The sequence below is a fragment of the Sphingomonas sp. PP-CC-1A-547 genome (assembly GCF_003610375.1).
Classification (GTDB): Bacteria; Pseudomonadota; Alphaproteobacteria; order Sphingomonadales; family Sphingomonadaceae; genus Sphingomonas.
On the sequence record NZ_RAPZ01000010.1, the window covers coordinates 579,724 to 606,470 of the forward strand.

At 61.9% G+C, this 26,747-nt stretch carries 20 protein-coding genes, 1 tRNA gene and 1 pseudogene; 12 read left to right on the forward strand and 10 right to left on the reverse strand.

Features of this window, described 5'->3' with window-relative positions; translation table 11 throughout:
* Window positions 1-93 precede the first annotated feature (93 nt).
* Window positions 94-1,494 carry a HAMP domain-containing sensor histidine kinase gene (locus C8J39_RS03410; protein ID WP_120299276.1) on the forward strand — a complete coding sequence of 467 codons (1,401 nt, stop codon included), beginning with the start codon at window positions 94-96 and terminating at the stop codon, window positions 1,492-1,494.
* A 2-nt stretch (window positions 1,495-1,496) separates the two neighbouring features.
* Here the strand turns inward: C8J39_RS03410 and araD1 are convergent, their stop codons facing one another.
* Window positions 1,497-2,492 (reverse strand): AraD1 family protein, encoded by a 996-nt coding sequence (araD1, locus tag C8J39_RS03415; protein ID WP_120299277.1) that lies wholly within the window; start codon window positions 2,490-2,492, stop codon window positions 1,497-1,499.
* A 163-nt stretch (window positions 2,493-2,655) separates the two neighbouring features.
* Window positions 2,656-3,978, reverse strand: coding sequence for a sugar MFS transporter (locus tag C8J39_RS03420; RefSeq protein WP_120299278.1), 1,323 nt, complete (start codon window positions 3,976-3,978; stop codon window positions 2,656-2,658).
* Window positions 3,979-4,114: 136 nt separating this feature from the next.
* Between C8J39_RS03420 and C8J39_RS03425 the strand changes: the two genes are divergently transcribed.
* Together C8J39_RS03425 and C8J39_RS03430 are read left to right on the forward strand one after the other, a co-directional pair.
* The gene (locus C8J39_RS03425) at window positions 4,115-5,260 is read left to right on the forward strand and encodes an aldose epimerase family protein (protein WP_120299279.1); all 1,146 of its coding nucleotides are present in this window, start codon (window positions 4,115-4,117) and stop codon (window positions 5,258-5,260) included.
* A 24-nt stretch (window positions 5,261-5,284) separates the two neighbouring features.
* On the forward strand, window positions 5,285-7,075 hold the full coding sequence (locus C8J39_RS03430) for an IlvD/Edd family dehydratase (protein WP_120299280.1): 1,791 nt from the start codon (window positions 5,285-5,287) through the stop codon (window positions 7,073-7,075).
* On the opposite strand, the gene C8J39_RS03435 is transcribed toward C8J39_RS03430, so the two are convergent.
* From C8J39_RS03435 to C8J39_RS03455, 5 genes are all read right to left on the reverse strand, one after another.
* Window positions 7,069-7,530: a MaoC family dehydratase gene (locus C8J39_RS03435; RefSeq protein ID WP_120299281.1), complete on the reverse strand. Its 462-nt coding sequence runs from the start codon at window positions 7,528-7,530 to the stop codon at window positions 7,069-7,071. The genes C8J39_RS03430 and C8J39_RS03435 overlap by 7 nt on opposite strands.
* A complete protein-coding gene (locus tag C8J39_RS03440; protein ID WP_120299282.1) occupies window positions 7,530-9,368 on the reverse strand; it encodes an acetyl/propionyl/methylcrotonyl-CoA carboxylase subunit alpha in 1,839 nt (612 codons plus the stop codon). The genes C8J39_RS03435 and C8J39_RS03440 overlap by 1 nt, the downstream gene beginning before the upstream one ends.
* 159 nt (window positions 9,369-9,527) lie before the next feature.
* On the reverse strand, window positions 9,528-10,010 hold the full coding sequence (locus tag C8J39_RS03445) for a nuclear transport factor 2 family protein (protein WP_120299283.1): 483 nt from the start codon (window positions 10,008-10,010) through the stop codon (window positions 9,528-9,530).
* A gap of 4 nt (window positions 10,011-10,014) precedes the next feature.
* Window positions 10,015-11,616, reverse strand: a complete 1,602-nt coding sequence (locus tag C8J39_RS03450; RefSeq protein ID WP_120299284.1) for a carboxyl transferase domain-containing protein — start codon at window positions 11,614-11,616, stop codon at window positions 10,015-10,017.
* A 115-nt stretch (window positions 11,617-11,731) separates the two neighbouring features.
* Window positions 11,732-12,898: an isovaleryl-CoA dehydrogenase gene (locus tag C8J39_RS03455; protein ID WP_120299285.1), complete on the reverse strand. Its 1,167-nt coding sequence runs from the start codon at window positions 12,896-12,898 to the stop codon at window positions 11,732-11,734.
* Window positions 12,899-13,021: 123 nt separating this feature from the next.
* Between C8J39_RS03455 and C8J39_RS03460 the strand changes: the two genes are divergently transcribed.
* A complete protein-coding gene (locus C8J39_RS03460) occupies window positions 13,022-13,915 on the forward strand; it encodes a LysR family transcriptional regulator (protein ID WP_120299286.1) in 894 nt (297 codons plus the stop codon).
* Between the two features lie 156 nt (window positions 13,916-14,071).
* On the opposite strand, the gene C8J39_RS03465 is transcribed toward C8J39_RS03460, so the two are convergent.
* Entirely contained in the window at window positions 14,072-15,838 is a 1,767-nt protein-coding gene (locus C8J39_RS03465) for an ATP-dependent endonuclease (protein WP_120299287.1), read from the reverse strand.
* A 430-nt stretch (window positions 15,839-16,268) separates the two neighbouring features.
* Here C8J39_RS03465 and C8J39_RS03470 point away from each other — a divergent pair, with 430 nt between their 5' ends.
* The 8 genes and pseudogenes from C8J39_RS03470 to C8J39_RS03505 all read left to right on the forward strand — a co-directional run bounded on the left by C8J39_RS03470 (window position 16,269) and on the right by C8J39_RS03505 (window position 24,615).
* Window positions 16,269-16,865 carry a recombinase family protein gene (locus C8J39_RS03470; protein ID WP_120299288.1) on the forward strand — a complete coding sequence of 199 codons (597 nt, stop codon included), beginning with the start codon at window positions 16,269-16,271 and terminating at the stop codon, window positions 16,863-16,865.
* A 1,307-nt stretch (window positions 16,866-18,172) separates the two neighbouring features.
* Complete coding sequence (locus C8J39_RS19270; RefSeq protein ID WP_404969308.1) at window positions 18,173-18,379, forward strand: helix-turn-helix domain-containing protein; 207 nt, start codon at window positions 18,173-18,175, stop codon at window positions 18,377-18,379.
* A pseudogene (locus C8J39_RS19275) lies at window positions 18,376-18,468 on the forward strand (hypothetical protein); the annotation flags it as partial. The gene C8J39_RS19270 and the pseudogene C8J39_RS19275, both read left to right, overlap by 4 nt.
* Window positions 18,469-18,521: 53 nt before the next feature.
* Window positions 18,522-19,583, forward strand: a complete 1,062-nt coding sequence (locus tag C8J39_RS03480; RefSeq protein WP_120299290.1) for a site-specific integrase — start codon at window positions 18,522-18,524, stop codon at window positions 19,581-19,583.
* 459 nt (window positions 19,584-20,042) lie between these two features.
* The gene (locus C8J39_RS03485) at window positions 20,043-20,522 is read left to right on the forward strand and encodes a hypothetical protein (protein ID WP_120299291.1); all 480 of its coding nucleotides are present in this window, start codon (window positions 20,043-20,045) and stop codon (window positions 20,520-20,522) included.
* A gap of 907 nt (window positions 20,523-21,429) precedes the next feature.
* Window positions 21,430-21,687 (forward strand): Ig-like domain-containing protein, encoded by a 258-nt coding sequence (locus C8J39_RS18640; protein WP_120299293.1) that lies wholly within the window; start codon window positions 21,430-21,432, stop codon window positions 21,685-21,687.
* Between the two features lie 40 nt (window positions 21,688-21,727).
* The gene (locus C8J39_RS03500; protein ID WP_147420650.1) at window positions 21,728-22,417 is read left to right on the forward strand and encodes a hypothetical protein; all 690 of its coding nucleotides are present in this window, start codon (window positions 21,728-21,730) and stop codon (window positions 22,415-22,417) included.
* Window positions 22,414-24,615, forward strand: a complete 2,202-nt coding sequence (locus tag C8J39_RS03505; RefSeq protein WP_120299295.1) for a hypothetical protein — start codon at window positions 22,414-22,416, stop codon at window positions 24,613-24,615. Before C8J39_RS03500 ends, C8J39_RS03505 begins: the two co-directional genes overlap by 4 nt.
* A gap of 348 nt (window positions 24,616-24,963) precedes the next feature.
* Here C8J39_RS03505 and C8J39_RS03515 read toward each other — a convergent pair whose 3' ends face one another.
* Window positions 24,964-26,544, reverse strand: coding sequence for a site-specific integrase (locus tag C8J39_RS03515; protein WP_132833301.1), 1,581 nt, complete (start codon window positions 26,542-26,544; stop codon window positions 24,964-24,966).
* 91 nt (window positions 26,545-26,635) lie between these two features.
* Window positions 26,636-26,711: transfer RNA gene (locus C8J39_RS03520), tRNA-Ala, on the reverse strand.
* Between the last annotated feature and the right edge of the window lie 36 nt (window positions 26,712-26,747).

Below are 26,747 nucleotides of genomic sequence, written 5' to 3' on the forward strand. Positions count from 1 at the left end.
CATCATAATCGAAACCTCTCCAATTGGGCCCCGGCCTTCGCCGGGGTGGTATGTGACGGGCCGTTCGCTCGACACCAGCGCGCGAAGCCGGCGATGACCCGCCTCCGCCTCATCCCCCGCTCCCTCTTCGGCCGCATGCTCGCGATCGCCGCGCTGTCGACCGGAATCGCGCTCCTGTTCGCCGGCGTCACGATCGGCCACGTCCTCGAACGCTTCGTCACCCGCGGACTCGACGAGCGCCTCGACGCGCAGGTCGCGGTGCTCGCGCGCGGGGTCCGCCCCGATGCCACGCTTGACCGCACGCGCGCGATCGACCTGCCCGAGTTCGGCGAACCCGGGTCCGACTGGTCATGGCAGGTCGAAGGTCCCGCCGGTCGCTTCGATAGCGGCACTACCCCGCCCCCAACCGTTTCAAAGCCAGCCCCAACCATTCCACCGCCACCGCCCGGTCGACCTCGCAATGACGAGCGCCCACTTCCACCCGGCCCCGGCGGGCACGAAGACCGTCAAATCCACCCTGGCGAAGCACGCGACCGGAGCGGCGAGCGGCTCCACTTGCGAACCATGGAGGTCGCCACGCCGCGCGGCACGGTGACGATCACAGCGATCGGCCCGCGCCGGATCGTCGAGGAACCGTTGCGCGAGGCGATGATCCCGCTGCTCGGCTCGCTCGCCTTGCTTGGCGTCGGTCTTGCGCTGGCGACGCTGGTGCAGTTGCGCTTCGGCCTGCGCCCCCTGCGCGATCTCCGCACCTCGCTCGCCGCCGTTCGCGCCGGCACCGAGCGCCACGTCCCCGACGACCAGCCCGGGGAATTGCAACCGCTCGTCGCGGAACTCAATGCACTGATCGACCAGAACGCGGCCGGGCTGGCGCACGCCCGTCAACACGTCGCCAACCTTGCGCACGGGCTGAAGACCCCCCTCGCCGCGCTTTCGCTCAAGCTCGCCGAAGCGAACGCCGACGCAGACGTCCGCGACATGGTCGACCAGATCGATCGGCGAGTCCGCCATCACCTCGGTCGCGCTCGCGCGGATGTGACCGGCGGCGCGCGCACCCGGACGCCGATCGCACCCGCCGTTGCCGATCTCGTCGGGGTGTTGCGTCGCATCCACGCCGATCGCCCGATGACGGTCGACATCACGATTCCCGACAACCTTGCCGTCGCAATCGATCCGCAGGATCTCGACGAGATGGTCGGCAACCTCCTCGACAACGCCTGGCGTCACGCGCGCGCTGCGGTTTCGATCACTGCGAACCCAATCGACGGCACCGTCACGCTTGAGATTGCCGACGACGGTCAAGGTCTCGACGACACGGCAATGGCGCAAGCGGTCCTGCCCGGCCGTCGTCTCGACGAACGCGGCGACGGTCACGGCTTCGGACTGTCGATCACGCGCGAACTCGCCGAACTGAACGGGGGCACGGTGACGCTCGACCGTTCCCCCGTCCTCGGCGGCCTGCTAGTCCGTCTGACACTGCCCCAGCGCGGCTGATTTCACAGCGTGCGGACGACGACCGGCGACGCCGCCGCCTTGGCCAGCGTGTTGCGGAGCGGCAGCGTGAACGGCGCCGCCTCGATCTCGAACACATCGCCCTCCTGCGTTGTCACGCCTTCGCTGAACGACAACGTCGCCGTCCCGAAGAAATGGACGTGGACGTCGCCGGGCCGGCGAAATAGGTCGTATTTGAAGTGATGCGCCTCGAGATTAGCAATCGTGTGCGACATGTTCGCCTCCCCCGAGAGAAACGGCTTTTCCCAAAGCAACGCATCGTCGCGGTGGATGCGGCTCATGCCCTCGACATGGTCGGGAATTGGGCCGGTCAGCAATTCCGGACCCAGCGCCGCCTGACGCAGCTTAGAATGCGCGAGCCAGAGGTAATTATGCCGCTCGGTCACGTGATCGCTGAACTCGTTGGCGAGACAGAGGCCAAGGCGGAACGGCGTACCGTCCGGGCCGATCAGGTAGATGCCGGCGAGCTCGGGCTCCTCGCCGCCGTCTTGCGCGAACGCCGGGCTGGTAAGTGCGCCGCCGGGCCCGACGAGACCCGATCCGTCGCCCTTGAAGAACCATTCGGGCTGCTGACCCGTCTCGCCCGCCGCGGGCTTGCCGCCTGCAACGCCGTCGAGAAACATGCGCATCGAATCCGTCAGCGTTTCGGCCGCGGCCGCAGCGCGGTGCATCTTGTCGCGCCCTTCCGCAGAGCCGAGATGCGTCAGTCCGGTGCCGGTCATGATGAGATGTGCGGGATCGCCATGATCGATCGGCGACAGCAGGCGGCCGGCGGCAAGTTCGGCGGCGATGTCGACTGCCGCGCCGGTCCCGCAAGCCCGAACCGCCGTCGCAAGATCGGTGCCCGCCGCGATCGCGCGCGCTGCAAGTTCGCGGACGCTGTCCACGCCCGGGACGAGGCTTGCGCCCTTGTCGGTAGCGGCGATCACCGACCGCGTGCCGTCCGCTGCGCGATGCTGCAATAGGCGCAAACTGGTCACTTCTACTTCTCCTGCTGACGGGCGGAGGGCATACCCTATTACTCGGACTGATTACAGCCGCTAGCGATGCCGATCGTGCTACTTTCAACCTTGCTCAACTACGCAAGAGATCCCAATTGATCGGTTAATTGTCAGACCACGACGATCTGAAAGTTTTGGCAGATTAGCGCGCCGTTTGCTCCGGCAACGCATTGGTCGTCCGCGATCCCCACACCGCGTAGAACAACACGTAGAGTTCGCACGCCGCGGTCAGCAGGAACGAGTTCTGGAGACCGTAGGTATCTGCAAGCCAGCCCTGGACGATGACCAGCGCGCCGCCAGCGATCGCCATGATCAGCAGGCCCGACCCTTCCTCGGTCAACGGCCCAAGCCCCTTGATCCCGAGCGTAAAGATCGTCGGGAACATGATCGAGTGGAACAGACCGACGGAGATCAGCGCCCACATCGCGACGTGCCCTGTGGTGAAGGTCGCGATAAGCATCACGACGCAGGCACCGATGCTCGCAAACGCCAGCACGCGCTCGGCAGGGATCGTGCGCATCACGACGCTGCCGATCAGTCGGCCGACCATCATCCCGCCCCACAGGATGAACAGGTAATGCGATGCCTGTTCGTGCGTCAGGTTGCCGATGTTCGGCTGGCTGACGAAGTTGATGAACAGGTTGGCGACACCGATTTCGGCTATCAGATAAATGAAGATCGCCGGGATGCCGAAGACGAGGTTGCGATGCGACCAGAGCGACTGGCCCTTGCGATCCGCCTTCGCCGAACGCTGCGTCGAAGACCCCATCGCCGGCAGCGGGAAGCGCGCGATCACGATCGCCAGCACGACCAGCACGGCCGCGACGATTAGATAGGGCAGCACCACCGACTGCGCGTCGGCAATCCGCTCGGCCTGCGTCAGCACCGCGGTTGAACCGGCGGCGGCCGTGCCGGAGGTCGAACGACCCAGGATCAGATACCCGCCGAACAGCGGCGCGAGTGTCGCACCCGCCGAATTGAACGCCTGCACTAGGTTCAGCCGCGACGACGCGGTCTCAGGCGGACCGACGACGGCGACGTAGGGATTCGCCGCAACCTGCAGCAGCGTGATGCCACTAGCGATCACGAACAGCGCGACCAGCGTGACGCCGTAGGAGGGCAGCCGCGCGGCGGGCACCATCATCAATGCGCCGACCGCCATCAGGCCGAGCCCGAACACCATCGCGCGCTGATAGCCGACCCGCTCGATCAGCTTGGCCGACGGAATCGAGGCGAAGAAATAAGCGATGAACCAGACGCTCTCGATCAGCGTCGTCTGCGTATAGCTGAGGTCGAACACGCTGCGCAGGTGCGGCAGCAGCGTGTTGTTGATGACCGTGATGAAGCCCCACATGAAGAACAGGCTGGCGAGCAACGTGAGCGCGGATCGATAGCTCGGAGCGCCTCCCGCGTCATGCACCACTCCAGCGTCAACGGGCTTTTGCGTCTGTATCGGCATCGCCATAGTCGTTTCATCCTCCGTGCCCTGTCGGTGACTGCAACAGTCTTTTCCCGCAAGGCTTGCCCAGAAATATATTGTCCGACTATATAGCCATACAAGGCGCGTCAACGGCGTCGGACGAATAAGGAGGGGAACCGGAATGCGCGCAATCACAAAGTCGGGGATCATCGTGGCAACCTTGCTGGCAGCGCTTTCGGCGCACGCAGCCGACGCGGCAGAGGCGAAGCGCGCGCCTGCCGGTACGCTCAAGGACGGTACCGCGATCGAGGCCGTGACGCTCAGCAACGCACATGGCGTATCCGCACGCATCCTGTCGTACGGCGCCACGCTGCAATCGCTGATGGGCCCGGACCGCAACGGCAAGATCGCCGACGTGATGCTCGGCTATGACGATCTCGCCTCCTATGTCGATCATCCCAATTTTTTCGGCGTGACGGTCGGCCGTTTCGCCAATCGCATCGCCGGTGGCCGCTTCACGCTCGATGGCAAGGCGTACCAGTTGCCGCTCAACGACAAGGTCAATTCGCTGCACGGCGGCGGCAAGGGCTTCGACAAGGTCGCCTGGAAGATCGTCTCGGCGACGAACGGCCCGACCGCAACGCTCGTGCTGGGCTACCGCAGCTCGGACGGCGATTCCGGCTATCCCGGCAATCTGGACGTCACCGTCACCTATACGCTCGACGAAGCCGGCAATCTCGGCATCGCGTATGACGCGAAGACCGACAAGCCGACGATCGTGAACATGACCAATCACGCCATCTTCGATCTCGGCGGTGAAGGCTCGGCGATGGGCGCGTATGGCCACCGGCTGACGATCCCGGCCAAGGCGATCACGCCGGTCGACGACAAACTAATCCCGACCGGCGCGCTGCAACCCGTCGCCGGCACGGTGTTCGATTTCCGGAACGGCCGCATCGTCGGCGAGGGCATCCGCGACGGTCGCGACCAGCAGATCCGCTACGGCCATGGCTACGATCATAATTTCGCGCTCGACAAGGGGCTGACCGCCAAGCCCGAACTGGCCGCGCGGCTGGAGGATCCTGTTTCGGGCCGCGTGCTCGAAGTGCTGACGACCGAGCCCGGCGTGCAGTTCTATACGGGCAATTTCCTCGACGGCACGTTCATCGGCAAGAAGGGCCATCTGTACCGGATGGGCGACGGCATCGCGCTGGAGCCGCAGAAATTCCCCGATGCGCCCAACAAGCCGAACTTCGTCTCCGCACGCGTCGATCCGGGCAAGCCGTATCATCACGCGATGATCTACCGCCTTTCCGTCGCCCGCTGATATCCGATCTCCAGAAAGCTCCTCATGACCGACATGCCAAAGCTCCGCTCGCGCGCGTGGTTCGACAACCCCGAGAACATCGACATGACCGCGCTCTATCTGGAGCGCTATCTGAACTTCGGGCTGAGCCTCGAAGAACTGCGCTCGGGCAAGCCGATCATCGGCATCGCGCAGACCGGCAGCGACCTGTCGCCATGTAACCGCCACCACCTCGTTCTTGCCGAACGTCTGCGCGAGGGCATCCGTGAGGCGGGCGGCATCGCATTGGAATTCCCGGTCCACCCGATCCAGGAAACCGGCAAGCGCCCGACCGCCGGGCTCGACCGCAACCTCGCCTATCTGGCGCTGGTCGAGGTCCTCTACGGCTATCCGCTCGACGGCGTCGTGCTGACGATCGGCTGCGACAAGACCACGCCCGCCTGCCTGATGGCGGCGGCGACCGTCAATATCCCGGCGATCGCGTTATCGGTCGGGCCGATGCTCAACGGTTGGCACAAGGGCGAGCGGACCGGCTCGGGCACGATCGTCTGGAAGGCGCGCGAACTGCTCGCGACCGGCGCGATCGACGACGAGGGCTTTATCAAGCTCGTCGCGTCGTCGGCGCCGTCCACCGGTTATTGCAACACGATGGGCACCGCGACGACGATGAACTCGCTCGCCGAAGCACTCGGCATGCAGCTGCCCGGTTCGGCCGCGATCCCCGCGCCGTACCGTGACCGCCAGGAAGTCGCGTATCGCACCGGCAAGCGGATCGTCGACATGGTTTCGGAAGATCTGAAGCCATCGGACATTCTGACCAAGGAGGCGTTCCACAACGCGATCGTCGTCAATTCGGCGATCGGCGGCTCGACCAACGCACCGATCCATCTCGCCGCGATCGCGCGTCACATCGGCGTCGACCTGCCGATCGACGACTGGCAGACGCACGGCCACAAGGTGCCGCTGATGGTCAATCTCCAGCCCGCTGGCGAGTATCTCGGCGAAGATTATTATCATGCCGGCGGCGTCCCCGCGGTGGTCGCCGAGCTAATGAAGCAGGGCCTGATCCACGAGGACGCGATGACCGCGAACGGCAAGTCGATCGGCGACAATTGCCGGACCGCGACGATCGAGGACGAGCGCGTCATCCGCCCGTTCGCGACGCCGTTGCTTGAGGATGCTGGCTTCATCGTGTTGCGCGGCAACCTGTTCGATTCGGCGATCATGAAGACCAGCGTGATCTCGCCGGAGTTCCGCGAGCGCTATCTGTCGAGCCCGGACGATCTGGAGGCATTCGAGGGCCCCGCGGTCGTGTTCGACGGTCCCGAGGATTATCATCACCGGATCGACGATCCTTCGCTCGGGATCACCACCGACACGTTGCTGTTCATGCGTGGCGCGGGGCCGATCGGGTATCCGGGTGCGGCCGAGGTCGTGAACATGCGGCCGCCGGCGTATCTGATCCGTGAGGGCGTCCACGCCCTCCCCTGCATCGGTGATGGGCGGCAGTCGGGGACCTCCGGATCGCCCTCGATCCTCAACGCCTCGCCGGAAGCGGCGGCGATGGGTGGGCTTGCGTTGATCCGGACCGGCGACCGGGTTCGCATCGACCTCGCCAAGGGCAGCGCCAACGTGCTGATCTCGGACGAGGAACTGGCCGAGCGCCGCCGTGCGCTGACCGAGGCGGGCGGCTACGCCTATCCGCGTTCGCAGACGCCTTGGCAGGAAATCCAGCGCGCCACCGTCGGCCAGATGGAAACCGGTGCGATCCTCGAAGGTGCCGAGAAGTACCAGCGGATCGCGCAGACGATGGGCCTACCGCGCGACAATCACTGAGGGGGACTTGCGCGCCGCTCGATCAGGGCGGTGCGCAGGCATTGGCAGACGATCTCGTCGCGCTGGTTGATCAGCCGGTGCGTGAAGGTGACGATGCCCGCGTTGGGGCGCGACTTGCTCGACTTCAGCTCGGTAACTTCGGTCTGGCAGCGCATCGTGTCGCCGATGAACACGGGCTTCGGATGCACCAGCTTGTCGTAGCCGAGGTTCGCGACGAGCGTGCCGAGCGTCGTCTCGCCGACCGACAGCCCGACCATCAGCGCGAAGGTGAAGGTGCCGTTGACGAGGATCTGGCCGAACTCGCTCGCCTTCGCCGCCTCGATGTCGAGGTGGAGCGGCTGCGGGTTGTGCGTCATCGTCGAGAACAGGAGGTTGTCCGTCTCGGTCACCGTGCGGCGGATCTCGTGTTCGATCCGGTCGCCGATGCTCCAGTCGTCAAAATAGCGGCCGGCCATCAAGAATCCTTTTCGATGCGGACGAGCATGGTGCCCTCGGTCACCTGCCCGCCCTCGATTGCGTTGAGGTCCGCGACGATGCCGTCGAACGGTGCGGTCAGGGAGTGCTCCATCTTCATCGCCTCAAGCGTGACGAGCTTCTGGCCCTTGGCGACGGTATCGCCTGCTGCGACGTCGACGGCGATGATGCGGCCCGGCATTGGCGACAGGATCGCGCCGTCCGCTGCTCCGCCCGCAGCGACACCAGATGCGCGCCAAGGCTTGAGCTGCCAGGTCTGGCCGGCTTCGGAGATCAGGACGTCTTCGAATACCGACGCCGCTCCGGCGTGTCCGTCGAGTTCGACCTCGACCGGTTCACCGTCGAGCAGGAACGTCGCGCTACGGCGAGGCGCTGCGTTGAGGCGGAAGCCGGCGATCGGATCGGCGGATACGAGCGCGCCGCCCGCGTCGGCCAACGCCTCTTCGGTCGGGTGCGTCGGCGGCATGAGCGCGTCGCCTTCGCGCGCGATCAGACCGGTGTCGAGCGTGCCCGCCACGAAGTCGGGATGGTCGAGCGCCTCGACGAGGAACCCCGCGTTGGAGCGGACCGGCCAGACGACCGCACCGTCGAGCGCATACGCCAAGGCTTCGCGCGCAGTCTCTCTGTCTTCGCCCCAGGCGATGACCTTGGCGATCATCGGGTCGTAGAACGGCGAGATTTTAGCGCCCTGCTCTACCCCGGTATCGACGCGCGCGGTGGTACCGAGATCGAATCGTTCGAGCGTTCCGATCGACGGCAGGAACCCCTTGGCCGGGTCCTCGGCATACAGCCGCGCCTCCATCGCCCAGCCGTCGATCGCCAGTTCGTCCTGACGCTTCGGCAAGCGCTCGCCGGATGCGACGCGGAGTTGCCATTCGACGAGGTCCTGGCCGGTGATCTCTTCGGTGACCGGGTGCTCGACCTGCAACCGTGTGTTCATTTCCATGAACCAGATGCGGTCGGCGCGGAGGCCTTCGCTGGCATCGGCGATGAACTCGATCGTGCCGGCGCCGACGTAATCGACTGCCTTGGCGGCATTGACCGCAGCGGCGCAGATCGCTTCGCGGGTGGCGGCGTCCATGCCCGGTGCGGGGGCTTCCTCGATCACCTTCTGGTGGCGGCGCTGGAGCGAGCAGTCGCGCTCGAACAGATGGACGACGTTGCCCTGTCTGTCGCCGAAGACCTGCACCTCGATATGGCGCGGCGAGAGAATGTATTTCTCGATCAGCACGTCGGTGTTGCCGAACGACGAGGCCGCCTCGCGCTGGCACGAGACGAGCGCATCAGCGAACTCGGCGGCCGTATCGACGCGGCGCATACCCTTGCCGCCGCCGCCGGCGACCGCCTTGATGAGGACGGGGTAGCCGATCGCATCGGCCTCCGCCTTCAGACGTTCGGGGGACTGGTCCTCACCGAGATAGCCGGGCGTGACGGGTACGCCGGCGGCGATCATGCGCTGTTTGGCGGCGTCCTTGAGGCCCATTGCGCGGATGCTGTCGGGGTTGGGGCCGACCCAGATCAGTCCGGCGTCGAGCACGGCCTGGGCGAAATCGGCGTTCTCCGACAGGAAGCCGTAGCCGGGGTGGATAGCCTCGGCCCCGGTGTCGAGCGCGGCGGCGATGATGCGGTTGCCGACGAGGTAGCTTTCGCGCGCCGGGGAAGCGCCGATGTGCACGGCTTCGTCGGCCTGGCGGACGTGGAGCGCGTTCGCGTCGGCGTCCGAATAGACCGCGATCGTGCGGATGCCGAGCGCCCTTGCGGTGCGGATGATGCGGCAGGCGATCTCGCCGCGATTGGCGATCAGGAGGGACTCGATCATCGATTCGCTCCGCGGAAGTGCACAAAGTGCAGACGCTCCAGCGATGTGCACATCGGGCTCGAAAGCCCCTCGACGGCAGGAAGATCGGCGGAAAGGATCGACTGTTTCATCATGGTCATCCCGGCATAAGCCGATGCGGGCGGTGTAGGACAGGCCATGTCAGTTCACGCAGCCGGTGGTGCGCTTCGACCAAGTCAGGTTGGCGATCTTCCAGCGGCCGGCTTCGCGGACCATGTCGAAATGGTCGGTGCCGCAATGCGAGACCTTGCCGTCGATCGTGAAGACGTAGGGCGACCAGACCATCGCGATGTCGCCGTCGATGTCGACCGCGGGATCGGTCAGGCGCTCGGCGTAGCGCTCGGGGCCGGGCTTGATCGATGCGGCGAACTCGGGCCAGCTGGTGCGGCGGACCGAGCGCGTGCCGTCGGCCTTTTCCTCGGCGACGGTGGCGCTGCCTTCGGGGCGGACCTGGGCGAGGATCGCCTGCCCGTCGCGGGCGGCGAGCGCGGCGAAGAGCGCATCGATCGGGACCATGACGCCGGCTTCCTCGGTCGCGGCGGCTGGCGGCAGACCGGTGCCCTTGACGATCGGCTGGACCGGGGTGATCTGACCAGCGGCGAGGAGAAGTGACAGCAGGATCATCGGGTTACATCCTGAACACGCCGAACGCGGGGCGTTCGGGGATGGGAGCATTGAGCGTCGCGGCGAAGGCCAGGCCAAGCACGTCTCGCGTTTGGGCGGGATCGATGATGCCGTCGTCCCAGAGGCGCGCGGTGGCGTACCAGGGGTTGCCCTCGTCCTCGTATTTCTGCCGGACCGGTGCCTTGAAGGCTTCGGCCTGTTCGGGCGTCCAGTTGTCGGCGTCGCGGTGGACGGTGGCGAGGACCGACGCCGCCTGCTCGCCGCCCATCACGCTGATCCGGCTGTTGGGCCAGGTGAACAGGAAGCGCGGCGAATAGGCGCGGCCGCACATGCCGTAATTGCCCGCGCCGAAGCTGCCGCCGATCAGCACGGTGATCTTCGGGACGGTCGCGGTGGCCACGGCGGTGACGAGCTTTGCGCCATGTTTCGCAATGCCTTCCGCCTCGTATTTGCCGCCGACCATGAAGCCCGAGATGTTCTGGAGGAACAGCAGCGGGATTCTGCGCTGGCAGGCGAGCTCGATGAAATGCGCGCCCTTCTGTGCGCTCTCGCTGAAGAGCACGCCGTTGTTGGCGAGGATCGCGACGGGGATGCCCCAGATATGGGCGAACCCGCAGACGAGGCTGGTGCCGTAGAGTGCCTTGAACTCATGGAACTCGCTGCCGTCGACAAGGCGCGCGATGACTTCGTGGACGTCGTAGGGCGCGCGGACGTCGCTGGGGACGATGCCGTACAGCTCTTCGGGGGCGAACTTCGGCGGCTTGGGCTGCTGGAGGTTCACCGCGGTCTGCGCCTGCGGTTGCAGGGTGGAGACGATGTCGCGGACGATGGTCAGCGCGTGCTCATCGTTCTCGGCGACGTGATCGACCACGCCCGAGCGGCGGCCATGCGTGTCGGCGCCGCCCAGTTCCTCGGCCGAGATGACTTCGCCGGTCGCGGCCTTCACGAGGGGTGGACCGGCGAGGAAGATCGTCCCCTGCCCGCGAACGATGATCGTCTCGTCGGACATTGCGGGGACGTACGCGCCGCCGGCGGTGCAACTGCCCATGACGCAGGCGATCTGCGGGATGCCGAGCGCGGACATGTTGGCCTGGTTGAAGAATATCCGGCCGAAGTGATCGCGGTCTGGGAAGACCTCGGCCTGGTGCGGCAGGTTGGCGCCGCCGCTGTCGACGAGGTAGATGCAGGGGAGCCGATTTTCCTGCGCGATTTCCTGCGCGCGGAGGTGTTTCTTGACGGTGAGCGGGTAGTAGGTGCCGCCCTTCACGGTCGCGTCGTTGCAGACGATCATGCACTGGCGACCGGACACGCGGCCGATGCCGATGATCAGGCCGGCGCCGGGGACTTCGTCATCGTAGAGGCCGTTGGCGACGAGCTGGCCGATTTCGAGGAACGGCGAGCCGGGGTCGAGCAGGCGTTCGACGCGGTCGCGTGGGAGGAGCTTGCCGCGCGACGTGTGGCGCTCGCGGGACTTGGCGTTGCCGCCTAGCGCGGTGCGGGCGACGTCCTTGCGGAGGGTTTCGGCGAGCGCGCGGTTGTGGGTCGCGTTCGCGTGGAAGGATTCGCTGTCGGGGGACAGTGCGGAGGTGAGCACGGGCGCGGTCACTTGATTCCCCTCCCGCTTGCGGGAGGGGTTAGGGGAGGGAATGCGGCCAGGAAGGACACTCGCGGCCTGCCCTCCCCCGACCCCTCCCGCAAGCGGGAGGGGAGCAGTAGGCGCTTCACTGTGCCACCTTGGGGGCGGCCCCGATGAGTTCTCTGCCGATCAGCATCCGCCGAATCTCGTTCGTCCCAGCGCCGATGTCGAGCAACTTCGCATCCCGCATGAACCGCTCGACCGGCCAGTCCTTGGTATACCCTGCCCCACCCAGCGCCTGGATCGATTCGAGCGACACCTTCACCGCGCTCTCGCTCGCCAGCAGGATCGCGCCGGCCGCGTCGAACCGCGTCGTCTTGCCCGCATCGCACGACTTCGCCACCGCATAGACGTACGCGCGCGCCGAACTCAGCGCGACGTACATGTCGGCGACCTTGGCCTGGATCAGCTGGAACTGGCCGATCGCCGTCCCGAACTGCTTCCGCTCGCGCACATACGGGATCACGACGTCGAGGCACGCCTGCATGATGCCGAGCTGGATCCCGGCGAGCACCGCGCGCTCATAGTCGAGGCCCGACATCAGCACGCCGACGCCGCCATTCTCGGGACCCATGACGTTTTCGAACGGGACCTCGCAATCGGTGAAGACGAGTTCCGCCGTGGGCGAGCCGCGCATACCCATCTTGTCGATCTTCTGGCCGATCGCGAAGCCCGGCATGTCCTTCTCGATCAGGAACGCGGTAATCCCGCGCGAACCCTCGCCGGTCTTCGCATAGACGACCAACGTGTCGGCATAGGCCGCGTTGGTGATCCAGAACTTCGTGCCGTTGAGCACGTAGCCGGTGTCGGTCTTCACCGCTTTCAGCTTCATCGAGACGACGTCGGAGCCGGCGCCCGCCTCGGACATGGCGAGGCTGCCGACATGCTCGCCCGACACGAGCTTGGGGAGGTACTTCGCCTTCTGCTCGGGATTGCCCCAGCGGCGGATCTGGTTGACGCACAGGTTCGAGTGCGCGCCGTAGCTGAGCCCGATCGACGCGGACGCGCGGGAGACTTCCTCGACCGCGACGACGTGTTCGAGATAGCCGAGGCCGAGGCCGCCAAACTCTTCCTCGACGGTGATGCCGTGCAGCCCGAGTTCGCCCATCGCCGGCCAGAGTTCGCGCGGGAACCAGTCGTCGGCGTCGATCTTCGCGGCGAGCGGCGCGATCTTGTCGGTGGCGAACCGCTGCGTGGACTCGCGGATCATGTCCGCGGATTCGCCGAGCGCGAAATCGAAATCGGGTATCATGCAGCCTCTCCAGACCTTGTGTTGCGACGATGATACTCGGTCGCGACCCTCGAGAGAAATTGATACTACCGAACACATGCGATAGACACCGTCTATGGCTGCACTCGCTATGATCGGACGCGCATGATCGAGCGCTATGTGTTGCGCTATTTCCTGGCGGTCGTGGACCAAGGCAATTTCACGCGTGCCGCCGCGCAGTGCCGGATCTCGCAGCCGACGCTGTCGGTCGGGATCGCCAAGCTGGAGGCGTCGCTCGGCCAGACCTTGTTCCTGCGGACCAACCGGCGGATCGAACTCACCCCGTCGGGCACGCGGTTCGCGGTGCATGCACGCCGGATCGAAGCGGAGTTCGCCGCCGCCGAACGGGATTTGCAGGACACGGCTCCGACCAAGCTCGTCCGCCTCGGGATCGCGACGACGTTGCCGCCGTCCTGGATCGCCGCGGCATTAAGCAGGGCGCGACGCACGTCCACCACCGAACGCCTCGAAGTCGTCGAGGGACGGAGCAGCGAACTGGTCGCGTTGCTCGATCGCGGGCGGATCGACGTGATGCTCGGCGCGATCGGGGACGATGCGCGCGGTCGCGTGCTGTTCGAGGAGGGTTTCGCGGTCGCGGTAGCGAACGACCACCGACTGGCCGGACGCGCCACGCTCGCGGTTGCCGACGTCGCCGAGGAAACGATGATCGTCCGCCGCCACTGCGAAGCGCTGGCCGAGACGAGCCGCTTCTTCACCGCGCGCGGCGTGCGACCGTTCATGGCCGCCCGCACCGTCAGCGACGACCGCGCGCTGACCTATGTTCGTGCGGGGCTCGGGATGACGGTCATGCCGCTGAGCTTTGCGAGCGAAGGCATCGCGATGATTCGGTTGACGGGCTTCGATCCGACGCGGCGCGTAGGCGTGCTGGTGGCGAACGATTCCGCCTCCCGGATCGAGGGAAGCGCCGCGGTCGCGGCGATCGAGGAGACGTTCAGGGATCTGCACGCGGCGGGAGCCGATGCCGACGATCTCATCTGACGCTATGTAAAAAGCTGTCCCAGCGAACCGGTCATCAACGGAAATGGTGGAGCCGAGGGGGATCGAAGTAATCGGCTGTAACCGTTGGAAAATAATGGTTTAATTTTGGGAAGCTGTTGCGGTTGGTACACTCGGATGTAACAGTTTTAACCGTACTCACAACTCAATTCGTGATCTGCGCATCTGAGCTTCCGGCATACTTTGCCAGATTTTTGTCATGAACTTACGTGCTGCCTCTAGTTCTTCGTCGGTATCGATGTCCCTATCGACCAAAACTTTCTCGACAAAGGCAGGCCCATGCCCCGCTTCTATGCTTTGGCAGAAGCCTTCAAGTTCACCTACGGGAACAAGCCATATACCCACCCGCGAACAAGCTTCAGCGATTGCATCATAGTGCCGTGTCGCCCCGCCTGGGCGAAGGCCTGAGCGCCCTGCCCTCTTAACGTCATCCCACGGCGACAGCGTCTTGAATACGCCCTTAATGGCTTTCTCGGTAGCTTTAGGAAAAGCGCCTACTCCCGTTACATTTTCTAGCTGCACTTCGATCATAGCCTTCACCTGAGAAGCATTAAGAGGGGGGCGGACCTCCTCAATTGCAACTTTCAACGAGCGGAAGGCCGAGGATACATCGTCCCACACTCCACCCGCAGCAAGAAATAGCCCCTTAAACGTCCCCTCATCATTCAGAACGTCAATATCGACAATAACTGACACAGGCACATCTAGGTCCCGCAGAGTATCCACCATCTTAGCGAGACGATGCTTACCCGAACCGTGTACAAAAAGCACATCTGGCTCGTTATCACCGGATACTGATTTACTATTGAGTAATGAGCTATAGAACATGCAGTCACTATCCGACTCTGCAATAACAACATGCTTGTGAAATATGCCGGAAAGCAAGCCCGAGTAGCGCGTCAATGTATCTTTTGAAATTGCCTCCGTCTTAGACTTGCTAAGCTCTCTTACTTTATTTACTTTTCCGGATCTTTGGATTCGTACTATCCGCACCTTGGTGGTAGTCGACGTTAGTATTCCATATAAAATTTCCGGGCTATGGGTCGCTACAAATAACTGCGAGTTCGACTTTCGATTGTTTGCAATATACTCACCGAGTAATCTGGCTTGCGGCGGATGTAAGAATGCTTCCGGCTCATCCAAAAATTGAATAGAGTGATGGTCAGACGCTAGCACGTTCAACATAACAGTGACAAAGCTTCGCATCCCATCGCCTTGATGTTCAAGGGGTACGGCGTTAGCAACTAGTTGATCGACAAACGATTTCGACAACTCATCCTCGCCGGCGCTCAACATCGGTCGCTTGCCGACATAAAGCGGAAAAGCAGAGCCGCCTGCGCGTAGGACGATAAGCTCTTCTCCAAAGGCTCGCATGAATAGATCGCACATTTCCGCGGCAAGTTTCGGATCCAATAATAGCAGATGTATAGGATGTGTTGGTGGTGCCTGATGTACTGCAAGGGGTCCAGCCGCGTTAGATCCGGTTATCCTGGTTTCCGTAGGAATGCTGCTGCGGAAGAATGGTGCAACAAACTCTTGGCTTCCATCTGTCATGAAATAGTGGATGTAATCGGCGTTTATCGAGTAATTTATACCCGAAAAATGATAACCGACGCCGCTTGTTTGTTTAACAGAGTTTAGTTCCAAAAAAGCTCTGAGATCATTGTCATCGCCGAAGCGAGACCGAGTTACACTTTTGATAACTTTAGAGTTGTTCAATTTCCCTACAGCAGAGCTAATCTCTCGCAATGCTGCGCTTTTACCAGCGTTGTTCGGACCTACGAAAACCACTATTTCGTCGTCATGGAGATCGATAGATGTCCCGTCAGAGAACACTATGTTGCTGAATGTCAAAGTTGGTTTCAGGGGCTGCGCAGAGCCTGCCGTTGCTATTTCGCCAGTCATCTGTGCAATTCTCACTTTGCCTAAGCGGCCATGATAGCTCGGTAACTGCTGGTTGCAATCGGGGACCACAGGCCGGGTCAAAGTAGCCTATGACCTGAAACCGCTATGATTACGCGAGGGATGGCCTCCGACGAAGTCAGACGCGGTTTACCCCCATGGGGCCCTCCGGGGCCTCACACGATTATGACACGCCTAGCGCGACCTGCATTATCGCGCGTGGTTCTCCATCCCTGCATGACGTGTCACTATTGCCAAGCCCTGCCGCCACCGCTGCCCAGCCCGTGCCTCAGGGTCAACCTGGCGTAGCTTCTCAACTTGTAGCTTGTGAGTCATGCCGGTTTGCCATCGGTTGATTGCCTCACAAGGTAGTTGACAGGATTGAGAGGATGCCTCATTAAGCCCGCATAGCTTGTGATGCAGGAGTGTCCCTATGAGCCGCGTTGCCTACTTCCGTGTATCTACTGATGCCCAGAGCATTGAAGCCCAGCGGCAAGCCCTTGGTGGCGGCTTTGACAGGGAGTTCATTGATGAGGGGGTAAGCGGTGCTACGATGGCCGCTGATCGCCCCGGCTTCGGGAAGCTGCTGGAATACATCCGGGAGGGTGACACGCTGTATGTGTTTGCCCTTGATCGCCTGGGGCGTGACGCGCTGGACGTACAGGCTACCGTGCGCCGCCTACTGGAACGCGGGGTAACGCTAGACATCAAGGGGCTAGGCCCAATCGGTCGGGGCGTCGGGGAGTTGATCGTAGCTGTACTTGCCCAGATGGCTGACATGGAGCGCCACCGGATCAAGGAGCGGTGCGATAGCGGTAGGGTGGCAGCCCGAGCCTCACTAGCAGCTAACGGGGTCACCCATCGGGGAAAGGCTGGGCTTGGCAGGCCATGGGCTACTGTTGGCCAGGGGGTCACCCCTGCGGACGTAGCAGCATGGCGGAAGGCCAACGGCGCAAGCATCAGTCAGACCATGGCGCATTTCAATATCTCGAAGGCCACGGTTTCCCGGTATTGCTCGGCGGAAGCATGACGGGGACGCCCGCTGCCCCGCCTCAGTGCACTGCCAGAGTCGATTAGGGCTCAGCGACTTACCTGCCCAGCGAGATTGCCGGGAGGGGGCTGTACGGGGCTTGATCGGGAGTAACCACCGTACTCCGCGTCTCGGGCGTGAGCAGGCCACGCGAAGGGTAGGCCACGGTGGAACCTGCTGACACCCTGCGGAGCCCTCCCGATGGCCCTTCCTCTGTCACCAGGGTTTTAGCCCTACCGGTAACCTGCTGATATGCCATGGTTGATACATTGTATCAGCTACCAGGTACGCAATGGGAGGGAGGGAACGGGATGCCTGGAGCCCTCAGTGAATTGATACCATCAGGCACAACGGAACACCCCCGCATCTATTGGCGCCGGTGATACCCCTACGGCTATCTCACCTAATCCGCTCTTGCTCCCATTGCGATCCCAACAGGGTCCGGTGGCGGGAGTAGTAGATACTACGCTGCCTCCGCAGTCGTTAAAGCGAGCAACATCAGGGATCATAGCTCTAGTCAAAACCCTGGGTGCCCCTGCTAGCTATCGGGATGACGCCAAGCCTAGAGGTAAGGGCTAGCCACTGACACCCTAGAGGTCGTCCCTTTCAGTTGATCCAGTTTGAATACCATGGCGACAGAACGGCGCTGTCTGTCGAGGCATACTCACTGGATCATCTCAAGGGGACTTACCTACAAGCATACATGCGGTCACCAATGGTTGAGTAAACCTGTCTGGACCACCGGCCCCAGCCATTGGTGCCCCCACGTATGAAAGAGAGGTACACATGGGGCACCCTAAGGTTCCTACACGTAGCACCATGCAAATATAGCAAGTATGCATAGGCTAGTAGACCCTTTTAGGTTACTTATAGATGCCTCACTCCTAGAGAACTAGCATTAGGATAAACTAGACATTACTTGGAATAACTTGGAACTATATTCCGCTTTGTTCGATATTAGTTTGCAAGTGTTGATTTTCGAGCGCAACAAGCCCTGGCGATTACCGCAGGGAGACTAACGATGACTATTCGGCAGCATATCCGGCCATGGGTATCCGTGCGCTCAGCATTCGAGCTTACCGTTCTAGCGGCACTCCCGGTGATCCCATTGGCAGCCAAGTATACCGACGTGGTAAACCTTGCCGAGCGTACCGGGCGTACTCCACAGGAAGCTCTTGAGGATGCCATTAGCGGAGATACTATCGCTTGGACCGTTGATGGCATCTGGGTTTGCCTTGGTGCAGCCGGTGACGACTACGGGGCTTCCCCTAGGCCCAGCGCGTTCCCTCTGTTGCTGGCCGCGTAACATGACTGAGGATGCCACAGGGCAACCAGGGTCTTACACCGTGAAGGCCCTCGCAAAGCATTGGGGTTGTCATCCCAAGCAAGTCTACACGTTGATAAGCTCGGGTGCCCTACAGTCGTGGAAGCTAGGCGGCAGAGATATACGCATCAGGTATTCCGCCGTTGATGAGTATGAGCGCAAGCAACAGAACACAGGGGGTGCAACATGAAGCCCTTGGACGTGAATGGTGTTGCTGCCCACTGGGGATGCAGCACCACGTTTGTCTATGCAGAGATAGCCGCCGGGAAACTCCAATCATGGAAACTTGGGCGTAACTATCGCATCACCGTTGCAGCCATGGAGGCCTACGAATGTCAGAACCTTACCGCATCGGAAAGCTTACCCGAGTTAGAGCCGACGGGACCAAGTATTGGTCCTATGTCATCCAGTGGGCAGGAGCAGACGGTAGACGCGTCCGCATATCGCTCGGCACGACTGATAAGGCAGCGGCACCGGCCCTAGCACGGGAGTTCTGGGGCATCCACGTCGGGACCAAGAACGGCACGACCATGGGCACCTTGGTCGAGGCCTATCTGGATACCCTGCCGAAGCCCTATGATGGGTGGAAACGGAACGGGGAGAATGACCCCGTGGTGCAATCCCGGATCAAGGGGGCCCAGCGCAAGCGGGAGGGATGGCGACAGGCGAAGCCCTTCTGGGGCAACCTGCTGCCATCCCAGGTAGATGCCGGGACAAGCGCGGAATATACCGTGTGGAGGGCCAAGGCGGCGAACACCATGCGCCATGAGCTAGGCCCGATCTATGCTGCCATGGCATGGGCAGTTGCTGAGAAACTTTTGCCCAGTGCCCCGCCTGTACGCCTTCCGGCAATCCCGGAAAGTACGGTAGGGCATCTAACAAAGGCGGAGTTTAGGCAGTTCCTCACGGGCTGCACGTCGGCGCATGTCAGCCTATTTGCGGCCCTCGCTGTCACCACAGGTTCCCGAGCCACGGCACTCCTACAGCTTCCTTGGTCAGCCGTGGATTTCGATAGGGGTATCATCCGACTTAGGCCCGAAGGGGTTGCCGCTGGAGCATTGAAGGGTCGGGCAACTGTCCCAATCAACGATCGGCTATTGCCCATCCTGCTAGAGGCCAACGCTGGGGCCATGTCGGATTACGTGATCGAGTATCACGGGGAGCCCGTATCGAGCATACTAGTAGGGTTCCGCTCCGCTGCCATCCGTAGTGGCATCAAGGTACATCCTCACATGCTCCGCCATAGTGCCGCTGTATGGATGGCTGAGGATAGGGTTCCGATGGTCGAGATAGCTTCATATCTTGGCCATAAGGATGCCGGGATCACAGCGCGGGTCTACGCTCGTTTCGCCCCGGACTACCTAAGGGAAGCCGCGAAGTCCCTAAACTGGTGAGCCCTCGCGTTCGCCCGTGTTCTCGCCGCACATATCTATCACATTGCATGGGACAATAAGTCCCCCTGCTTGACCCCGCCCTAGTAACCCTAGGGATACCTCAGGCACCCACCCTCTAATCATAGGACCCCATGTGGGAACCCATACTGTTGATACCGACATGCTACACAGTGCCCAAGCTGCATTGTACTTCACGGGGGCGGATAGGCGCATAATGAGTGGCCTTCGGGCTACCCTCGAAATGCTTGCCCTACCCCTCCCGGCCTACGCCCTTCGAGCCCCCACGGGGCCTAATGCTGCCAAGGCCGCACGGGCTGCATACGATGCAGACCATGTATCACCTCCACGCGGCTAACCCGCCCTAATCCCTACCGACAACCCTCTTAGGATAATACGATCACCCACGCCGACCAGACTACCTATACCGCAGATACCGCCACCGCTGCCCTCGCTGACACCATGCATGGAATTGAGCAGGCCAAGGCCGACATAGCCTTGCTAGACCGCCTCAATGGTGCAGCCGACAGGCTTGCCGCTCTGACTACCTTGCAGGCTGACATCATCGCCCAGCAGGGGCTAATTTATGAGCAAGCCGCTAAGGCCCGTCAGGATGCAGCCTTCGCGAAGTTCTCTACCGTCGACATCACAGACAAGACTCAAGACGAGCATGTCATAAGGTCATCTTTCGAGGTCAGCTACACGACTTCCTCTTGGGACGGCCGGCAGTCTGTTCCTAAGCGGGTTACCATCACGGGCCTGTTAAGCATGCCCGATGATTTGCTTGGGTACCTGATCGAGCGCCACCCCAGCAAAATCCCCGCCAAGATCGCACAGCTAGCCGCTGATCCCTATGAGGCCTTCGAGCGATACTTTATCGGCATGAAGCGCGGGCACCTGATCGGCAACGCCTATGACACCAACCGGGCAGCCCAGGCATGAGCCAGCTTTCGCGCTTACGCGCCATGGCCGCCGAGGGTGACCGGGGCCTCCCTGTGTTCCGCCCTACCGCGATCCCGTATGAGCATCCCAATAGCAGCCAGTATGTTGAGACTGTAGGCAAGCCTCAGGACCTAGAAGCATTGCGCATGCGGGCGGAGCCTTATGGGGATGCCGCTGTACGTCATGCATGTTGGCAGGCAGTAATGACGTGGGTTTTGTTCAACGGGACCACCGACTTACTCTCACAGGGGTACATTGCGACAAGTAGTTCTGTCCGCTTATGCTTGAAGGAGGATGAGGCCCACGGGCTACCGGACTTCAATGGATTGCGAAAACCACCGGCCCTCCCGTTGATGCCGCAGGACGTTCAGGACAGCATTCGCACTATCGCCGCTCAGACCATCGTTGACTGGCATGAGGCAGGAAGCCCCGGCATAGTTCGCGCAATCGAGCATGCACATGGGCACGTACTCGCATGCAAAATGCAATATCCAAATAAGGACATCGACAGTGTACGCATGTGATCTACCCATGATTACAGTCGGTGGGGGCAGCAGGCTTCGCAGTGCTATGGCTTCTTCGATCAATAGCTTGCAGATAAACTCCGAACTATATGGCGGCAAGCATCCCCTTGCGCCCGAATTACTGGCCTTCCTTGCAGTATGCCAATCGGCTGTAGCTGCGTTGGTGCCCGCTGAGGATGCCTCGAATGATTGAGAGTAGCCTTCCCCCTTTGGGCATTGGTGGCAAAGGCCATCACCTTCGCCGCATCACCGCACAAGCCATCAGCACCCTTGAGGTAAACGCTCCGGCTTACGGTGGTCGGCATCCCGCCGCTGTTACCTTCCTGGCATACCTCAATGCCGCTGTAACCGCAGTGACAGCACTGTTGCCCATCGCGGGTACAATGACGTTCACCCCTACGGCCAAGACCTACAGCATCGCAGCAGGGGCAGCCCAGGCCGGCCCGTCGCTGGCACGCGGCAAGGGCAATGACGGTTCCCTGGCGTACACCTCGGCAAGCCCGAGCATCGCAACGGTCAACGCTGCTACCGGCGCGGTTACCCCGCTCACTGCTGGTACCTCGGTAATCACCGCTAGCGTTGCCGCCTATGGTGGCTTCCTCGCATCTACCAAAACCTACATCGCAACGGTCACCGCATGATCGAACTCCCTGATAGCCCTAAGGCCCCAACAATTTGACCATGACACCCAAGCAACGCGCCCAAGTTAATGCAGCGTTGGTTATTATCCATGACAGCGGCAACAGTGCCCCGGCTGTCACGAAGGCAGCACAAGCCCTGATCGCCAAGGGGCATCCCGCCACTGTTGCCTATAGCACCGTGCTGACTGAGTTTGCGGCAGCCTTCCCGACACTTGGGGCTACTATGAGTAAGGTTACCCGGTTGATCCAGGCGAGTGCCCCCGAGAGCGTTGCCCAGTACGACAAGGCCCTAAGCGAATACATCAGCACGGGTAGCAGTGTGGCCCTCAATGCGCTGGCCCCCATGGTAGCACGGGACAGTATGGCGCTTGCTATCAAGCATGGCGAAATGACGGAGGCGGATGCCGCTAGTGGGGATTACTCCGCTGCCCTTGGTGCAGAGCCCTCCGCTGCATCCCGCCAGACCTTTGCCGAGAACACCCCGACTGCCGCCGTTGCGGACGTTGCGCCCGAAGTGGGGGCATCCCAGATTTCCCCCGTCGCCGCGGGCGGTCACTCAGGCCCCGCCGCGCAAGCCGCCAAGGCACGCTCGGGCTATACGGGGTGGACGCCGGATGCAGCACCCGCATTCCACGGCATGACGCCTGCTGCAGTACGCGTGGCAGCCCGAGAGCGGGCCTCGGGGAAAACCCAGGGCTTCACTGAGACGCCAGAGGGTGCCCCAGCATGACGCGCCAAACATTCACCTTTCAAGGTATCGCCCCCGTGCAGGATCAATCCTCCGCAAGGGGTAGCAGCCGGGGTGCCCAGGTGATCGGCGGAGCCTCGCAGGGCTCAGTCGTCACTCCCGGCCTCGAAACCAACGCGGGGCCCGTAGGGGCTCAGCTTGGGCAGTTCTTTGCGAACCTCATGGAACCCTTCGTGCAGCGCAAGCAGGAGCAGCGGTTCGCAGAGGGTATGGCCGCAGCCCAGAGCGGTATCGCCCTAGGTGAACTGAGCCACCCTAATAACCCAGTGAACAAGATATTCGGACCCTCGGGATACGAGCAGGGTGCCCAGATGTACGCCGCTAGTACCGCAGTCAGCACATGGCAGCGGAACCAAGTGGAAGACATGGACAACCTTCAAACCCTGGAGCCGCAGGACCTAGCCAAGCACATTGCGGATACATCCTCCGCCATGAAGACCGGGGACCCCTTTGCAGACCAGATGATCCAAAAGGGTCTGTTTAATGCTACAGGGCCCTTGCTCAATACCATTGCGAAACGCCGGGATGCTTGGCAGCAAACCAGAGCGGTTAACGCGGGTACAGATGCAATCCTTTCACAGGGCGCATCCATGCAAGCTCTTGTGACCCAGCAGCTTGCACTAAGCGGGGGCACGCCTGAGGAAGATGCGGCGAACACTGCCACCCTCGGGTCCCTAGATGGCCTATTCGGCATCATGGGGAAGCCCATCGGAATGCACGATGACAGCTACCAGACGATGCTTGTGGGTGCCGTGCGAGGGTTAGCCCAAGCTGGGCACGGGTTTGCCGTTAGCGCCATGAAGGCCAAGGGTTTCTGGGGCCTCATGGATGCGGACCAGCGGGACAAAATGGATGAGCTAGTTCTGAAGTTCGGCAGCCGGGCCAACATGGAAATGGCAGGCCGTGCGGACTTCGCCGAACGTCTCCGGGTACATGATACCAAGGTGCAGCACGGGGATTACAACTCTGGGGAGGGCCCTGCGGACCTGGACCGCATCAACGATGACATCAAACGGGCTACCGGCTTTGACGTTGATGTGTTCGACGCGAAGGACCTCCGGGCGGAGGGGCATACCATCACCTCCGCTGCCATCGCTGCCGACAACAAGCGGCAGGATCGCGCCTATGAGCAGTTCCTACGCAAACAGGATTGGGACCATGATGCCCAGGTTAAGCAGGATGACGAGGCATCTAAGGTATCCCTTGCCACCATCGCGTGGACAGCCGGGAACCCCGTACAGGCCATTGCAGGGGGCGCGGATCATGCCTTGATCGAAGCCCAGGCCACCAACGATTGGCTGAGCGGGAACAACAAGAACATCATCCGCACCTTCAATCTGGGATACGTCTCGGATGCCGTGAAGAAGTCCGCTGCGTCTCAGGTCGAGGCGTCGGTGGGCGAGCAGTACAATCGGAACTTCGAGCGGACCTACCAGCAGTGGGGCAAGCTCTATGCCGAGAAACCCGCAGCAGCCCTAGCGTTCTACGGGCCCTACCATGTGGTCATGCAGAAGTATGACAGCCTAGTGAAGGGCCATACGGACCCCATCACGGCATTTGCCAAGACCTTCGGGGATGCCGCTCAGTACGGCTCCACGGACGTCGGCCCAGAGCGTGGCAAGGAAGCCGCCAAGGCTATCGCAGGGGTTATCTCCTCGCAAGCCACATGGAACCCATGGGGCCTCACCAACATGGGAGACAGTGGCAACAACATCGTGAAGCAGGTGTCTTACCGCTATGTTGCCACCGCTGGTAACAACAGTTCACAGGGCACCAAGGCCCTCATGGATGAAGCCATTGAGGCAGCCACGGCATCCGGTGAGTTCGAGCGGTACGGGCAGCTCGCTGTTCGCAACAAGGCCGGGACCAAGCCGGTAGGCCAGATGCTCGGGCTGGGTGCCCGCGATAGCTCAGCAGTGTTCACCAACGTCTACAACAAGCACATGAGCCTAGTGGGGGCAGCCCCTAACACGGACCCCGACAGCCTCATCCGGTATGACGACAATGGGCACCCCGCGTTCATCGCTGTGGTGCAGAATGCCAAGGGTGTGCGGGTACGCTCGATCATCCAGTACGCAGAGCTAGCCACTGAGGCTCACACCTACGTCTCCAACAGAACAGCCCAAGGGGCAGCCGACCGGAAGCCTACTCGCTTCGTGGGGGCACCCGCTATGCGGTAGAGCCCGCAATTATCTCAGCCCTGCCCCCAGTAATTTGGGGGCAGGGCATTTACGTTATCAGCTTAGAGGTTGCTGCACTGGCTGCAAAGGCGAAGGCCACCCGTGCCGCCAACCTTGTTGCGAGTTTCGATATTGTTCCCGACAGTGCACCTGTTGTCGTTATGATGCACATCGGTCACGAGCTTGGAATGGAACGCTGATACCTTAGCCTCGTCGTCTTCTCCTGTTAGGAGCCCAACGGTAGTCCTTAATGTAATTTAACCATTGCCGAACTACATCGAATGTCGATCTAGATTTTCCAAGCCCCTGACAACGGCTAGCTAATCAATTCATATTGTACGTAATGCATCAGCCCTGTTTGCTAGCAGCGGGAAGCCCTAACCCCGGCACCTTATACAGCCCCATGCCTTCCACCACTTGGTGCAGGGGGTACCCGCTACCGTAATCATCGGCCACGTCCGAGCTACCATGCCCCATAATTTGCCGCTGGACCCCTTCAATGATCCCCGCATGACGGGCGTATTGCTTAAAGGTATGCCGGAAGGAGTGGAACACCATACGCTTGTCGGTAACCCCGCATGTACCCCGTAGGTAGGGCCCGAACCATTCGCCCCACTTAGCCGTGAGCCTCCCGTAGATATTTGCATTGAGCTTCGGAAATAGCCGCTCCTGCTTAGCCTTGGTTGCCGCCGCGACGAACGCTAGGAACCCTAAACGCTCAAGCTCAGGGTGTACGGGTACATCCCTTTCGCTGGCTGCATTCTTGAGCCTCAAGCTATCATCGGCATCCTCCTGGATACGAATGAACCACGATGACAGATCAATGCCGTCCCCATCGGGGTAGCTTATCTGTTGCACATCGGCTGGCCTAAGCTGCCCTAGCTCCTCCATTCGGGCCCCCGTGTATAATGCCAACAGGGGCAGCCAATAAGCCGCCTCCCCCTTCCCCGCCGCAGGCCGTGCCCCATCGGCATACACGGGGCTGGCAAAGATCGCATTGAGGCTAGCTAGATCGAACTCCTTGCGCTTGTTCTTAGCGGCATCGGTGTCCTTGATCGTGATCCCGGAGGCCACATTGCTTTCCGCATGGTCGTTATCGGCTGCCCATTGCAGCAGCGTCCGCAGGCGAGAGAGCTTCATTTTTATATTCGCAGGGGTTTGCCCTTCGTCCACTAGGGCAACCTTGAAGGCCAGCACGTCCTTACGGGTTATGTCCCGCACGGGCTTCCGGCTTGTTCGCTCATAGAACCACCGAGCTACCGCTGCATGGGTATCCTTGCCCTTGGTAACCACCTTACGCTCAGCGGCCCATAGTTCGATTATGTCCGTATCAAGCATGGTCCCCGATTCGGACTTAGCCGGGGATGCCTCGGGGACGGCTCGCAGAGGTGCCACGAGCTCAGCACGGGCAGCGGCTAGCTCAGCCTCCAACCGCTGGACCTCAACCCGAGCGGCCCCCAGGTGCTCCCCCAGGACCTTCCTATCGAACTCCTTGTCATCAACCAGATAGCGGATGGCGCGGAGGTCCGGTGTCAGCTCCTTGGTTGATCCCGCGATTCGCTCAGCGAGGAATGCCACGGCATCCGCAGCGCCATCCCGGCGGGCCTGCTTTTCCGCAATGTCGCTGGACTCGATTGCAGCCCCCTCCCGGCCCCGATCCCATGCGGCGGCATCATAGGCCGTGGATTGCGGGGATTGAGTCCGTGGCCCCCCAGCGCGGTGCTTCGCAGGCAATCGCCGGGATGCCTCGTCCAGCAGGGCTTGGGATGTGATGGTTTCAGCAGGGATCAGCCGCTTGGCTTCCTCGCGGTCCTTGATGCGTAGGGACACCATGAACTCCGCTTTACCGCCCAGGAGGGGGCGTAGCTCAGCCGGGATCGTCCTACGAAAATAGTAGGTGGCACCGCGCTTGCTCAGAAATGTGCACATGGTCATCGGTCCCTGTTACGTCTGTAACAGCCGCCCGGTAAAACCTATGATTTCCAGATTTATCCCAGTGTTATCAACACTGTAACGGAAATGGTGGAGCCGAGGGGGATCGAACCCCTGACCTTTCGCATGCCATGCGAACGCTCTCCCAGCTGAGCTACGGCCCCATTCCCGTTGGGAGGCGGGTCACTAACCGGACCCGC